This window comes from Halorubrum sp. AJ67 (genome assembly GCF_000513435.1).
Map to the genome: position 1 here is coordinate 147,402 of NZ_CBVY010000009.1, position 3,587 is coordinate 150,988.

At 67.9% G+C, this 3,587-nt stretch carries 5 protein-coding genes; 2 read left to right on the forward strand and 3 right to left on the reverse strand.

The window, feature by feature from the left end:
- Both BN903_RS09475 and BN903_RS09480 read right to left on the reverse strand, forming a co-directional pair.
- Positions 1-904: Brp/Blh family beta-carotene 15,15'-dioxygenase (locus BN903_RS09475; protein ID WP_079890634.1), on the reverse strand; the 904-nt coding region annotated here is incomplete at its 3' end.
- Between the two features lie 122 nt (positions 905-1,026).
- Positions 1,027-1,407, reverse strand: a complete 381-nt coding sequence (locus BN903_RS09480; protein ID WP_048077512.1) for a SlyX family protein — start codon at positions 1,405-1,407, stop codon at positions 1,027-1,029.
- A 178-nt stretch (positions 1,408-1,585) separates the two neighbouring features.
- Between BN903_RS09480 and BN903_RS09485 the strand changes: the two genes are divergently transcribed.
- Positions 1,586-2,362 (forward strand): bacteriorhodopsin, encoded by a 777-nt coding sequence (locus BN903_RS09485; protein ID WP_079890635.1) that lies wholly within the window; start codon positions 1,586-1,588, stop codon positions 2,360-2,362.
- A 64-nt stretch (positions 2,363-2,426) separates the two neighbouring features.
- Positions 2,427-2,651 carry a hypothetical protein gene (locus BN903_RS09490; protein ID WP_048077494.1) on the forward strand — a complete coding sequence of 75 codons (225 nt, stop codon included), beginning with the start codon at positions 2,427-2,429 and terminating at the stop codon, positions 2,649-2,651.
- Positions 2,652-2,670: 19 nt separating this feature from the next.
- Here BN903_RS09490 and BN903_RS09495 read toward each other — a convergent pair.
- Positions 2,671-3,587 (reverse strand): 26S protease regulatory subunit (locus BN903_RS09495; RefSeq protein WP_048077495.1); only part of this gene is annotated, 917 nt, incomplete at its 5' end.

Here is a 3,587-nt window from a genome sequence, read left to right on the forward strand (position 1 = left end):
AGAGGGTGACGGCGACCGTCGCCGTCGCCAGCGCGCCGACGACGAGGACGCCCCAGGCCACGACGAGCGAGACGCCCTCGGTCCGGCTGGGACGCTCGCGCTCGACGACCATGCTCCGGGCCGACTGGCGCATCGAGTACCACAGCGGGAAGTAGAGCCCGATGGCGACGACCACGGGCACGAGCGCGAAGTACGCGACGAGCAGCAGCGTCTCGGCGGCATCGAGGAGCCACGACCGGCTGACGCCGCCGGTGGAACGCCAACTGGTCGCGAGCCCGCCGCCGAGGTGCGCGAACACACCCACGCCGTACGCGGCACCGAGCGCCGTGGTGAACGCCTCGGGCGAGGAGACGGCCGGTCCGGCTAACTGCCCGTCGAAGACGCCCAGCATGATGCCGGTGAACCCGTAGAAGGTGTCCGTCCAGAAGACGGCGGGGACGATCATCACGGCTCCGCCGCGGACCAGTGCGGCGAGCGCGCGTTGCGGTCGCGTGGGGAGGTGGTCGGTGCCGACCAGCGCGTCCATCACGCGGAGGTCGCCGTGTCCCCCCTTCGCGACCGCGGTCCCGAACGCGAGCGCGAGCGCCGGCAGCGGCGCGACGACGAACAGCGCCACGAACGTCGCGACGAAGCCGACGTACAGCCCCACGTACCGCGCGCCGAACGGGAGCCCCCGACGGCGGAGGTTCGAGAAGTGTTCGTACCCCCCGTGCGGGAGGTTCAGCGCGACCATCCCGACGAGGTACGCGATCATCTGCGTCCGGAGCGAGATGTCGGTGCCCGCCGCGGACAACGCGCCGAATCCGACCGCGAGCAGGAGCAACGCGGCGCGCGACGCACCGATAGCCGTCCGTTCTGGTTCACCGAGAAGCCGCCGTACCGGACCCGCCGTCGACGTCGACATACCAGCAGATACGGTTCTTACGGGGTTAGGGTCTCGTCGTCATTATTGGGTGTTTTATACGCCGCCTCCCCCCTTTGCGCCCGCCGTCGCTCAGCCGCGCCGACGGGGAGAGGAAGGAGGACTCAGTACGTGTGGATCACTTCGCCGCAGCGCGTGCACTCGATCGTGTCCGATCTGAACAGCCGTTCCTTCTTCTCCGTCGGCCCGTTACACTCGGGGCAGACGCCGAGGTTCCGTCCGTCTGCGACGCGCGCGGACAGATCCAAGAACTGGTTTTCGAGCGTCTCGATCTGTTCGGACTGCTCTTCGACGACCGACTGAAGCTCCTCGATCGTGTCCTCGCGCTCCTCGACCGCGGTGGACAGCTCCTCGATGCGCTGTTCGTACGCGTCGATCGCCTCGACATCGATGGTGACGTCGTCGGTCGCCTCGGTCTCGGCCTCTCGTTCCGCGGTGGTCTCGGCGGTCGATTCCGCTTCCTCTTCGGCGTCATCGTCTACCATGTACCACCCGTAGGTCCCCAGGTTCATTACTTTCGGGCCGACAAGGTTTCCCCCGAACCGAAGTGTGACGCCGACGATGGCGGCCCGAACGCTCCCGCGATCGGGCGTCCACCGCCGCCGATACCTGACTAGGTTGGCATCGATCTCAATAGAGTATATACTGTATCAAGATGTGGGTATGGACCCGATAGCGCTACAGGCGGGATACGACCTACTCGGGGACGGACGCCCCGAGACACTATGGTTGGGAATCGGCACGATACTAATGCTCATCGGGACCTTCTACTTCCTCGTCAAGGGATGGGGGGTCACCGACAAGGAGGCCCGTGAGTACTACTCGATCACGATCCTCATTCCGGGGATCGCGTCGGCGGCGTACCTGTCGATGTTCTTCGGCATCGGCCTGACGGAAGTCACGGTCGGTGGCGAAGTACTCGACATCTACTACGCGCGGTACGCGGACTGGCTGTTCACCACGCCGCTGCTGCTGCTCGACCTCGCCCTGCTGGCGAAGGTCGACCGCTCGACGATCGGGACGCTCGTCGGCGTCGACGCGCTGATGATCGTCACCGGTCTCATCGGCGCGCTCTCACACACGCCGCTCGCGCGGTACACGTGGTGGCTGTTCAGCACGATCGCGATGATCGTCGTGCTGTACTTCCTCGCCACGAGCCTGCGCGCCGCGGCGAAGGAGCGCGGCCCCGACGTTGCGAAGCTGTTCAACACGCTGACCGCGTTGGTCTTGGTCCTCTGGACGGCGTATCCGATCCTGTGGATCGTCGGCACCGAGGGTACCGGCGTCGTCGGCCTCGGCGTCGAGACTCTGCTGTTCATGGTTCTCGACGTCCTGGCCAAGGTCGGCTTCGGCTTCATCCTGCTTCGCAGCCGCGCCATCATCGGCGGGACCGAGGCACCCGAGCCGTCCGCCGGCGCTGACGCGCAGGCCGCGGACTGATCGGCTCGCACGTCGGAAGGAGCCGAACAGCAGATAAATAACCGTTCGCGGTTCATTTTTTGACATGACTGACACAAACACCGAACAGCCGCCAGTGCTGCGTACACGCTCCGTCGTCGGGATCGCCGTCTGCGTCGTGACCGCGTTCGTCGGGATCTTCCTGATACCGACGCTACAGGAGCCGGGAGGCGGGTTCAACGTACGGTTCTGGACGATGGCGGCGCTGGAGCTGCTCGCCATGGTCGGGGTCGTCTACTTCGTCCTCAACCTCCACGAGGAACCGAGCTAACGCCCGCGTGGCGGGCGTCTCACTCCGCCGATCGATCGCTCTCCGGTCGGTCGTCCGCCGACGGCTCGACGCCGGCCCGCCCGTCGCGGGTCGACGGCGACGTCTCTGAGAGCGCGCGTTCGAAGTGGCCGCGACCGACGGTCGAGTCGGTCGTCGGGCCGTCGTCGACGATCCCGTCCTCGATCGCGAGCAGTCCGGCCTCCCGGACCAGCGCCGCGAGGTCGCCGCCGCTATACCCGGCGGTGCGGTCGGCGACGGCCTCAAGGTCGACGTCGGACGCGACCGGCATCTCCCGCGCGTGGATCCGCAGGATTTCGCGGCGCGCGTCCCGGTCGGGGAGCGGCGTCTCGACCGCCTTCTCGATCCGTCCCGGGCGGAGCAGCGCCTCGTCGATGTTGTCCGGGCGGTTGGTCGCCGCGATCACCACGATGTCGGTGAGCGGCTCCAGCCCGTCTAGCTCTGTCAGAAGCTGCGACACGACGCGCTCGCCGGCACCCGTGTCGTCGCCCCGGCGCTTCGGCGAGACGGCGTCGACCTCGTCGAAGAAGACCACCGCCGGCGCGTTCTCGCGCGCGGTGGCGAACAGGTCGCGGACCGCCTGCTCGCTCGCGCCGACGTACTTGTCCAGCAGCTCGGGACCGTTCACCGGGATGAAGTTCGCGTCGCTGAGGCTCGCCGCGGCCCGCGCGAGCAGCGTCTTCCCGGTTCCCGGCGGCCCGTGAAGGAGCACGCCCGACGGGGGGTCGATCCCCATCTCGGCGAAGCGGTCGGCGTACTCTAGCGGCCAGTACACCGCGCGCACGAGTTCGCGTTTGGCCGGCTCCAGGCCGCCGACCTCGTCCCAGCCGACCGCGGGGAACTCGACCGTGACCTCCCGGAGGCCGGTCGGCTCGACCTCGTCGAGCGCGGCGTCGAAGTCGGTCATCCGGATCGCGG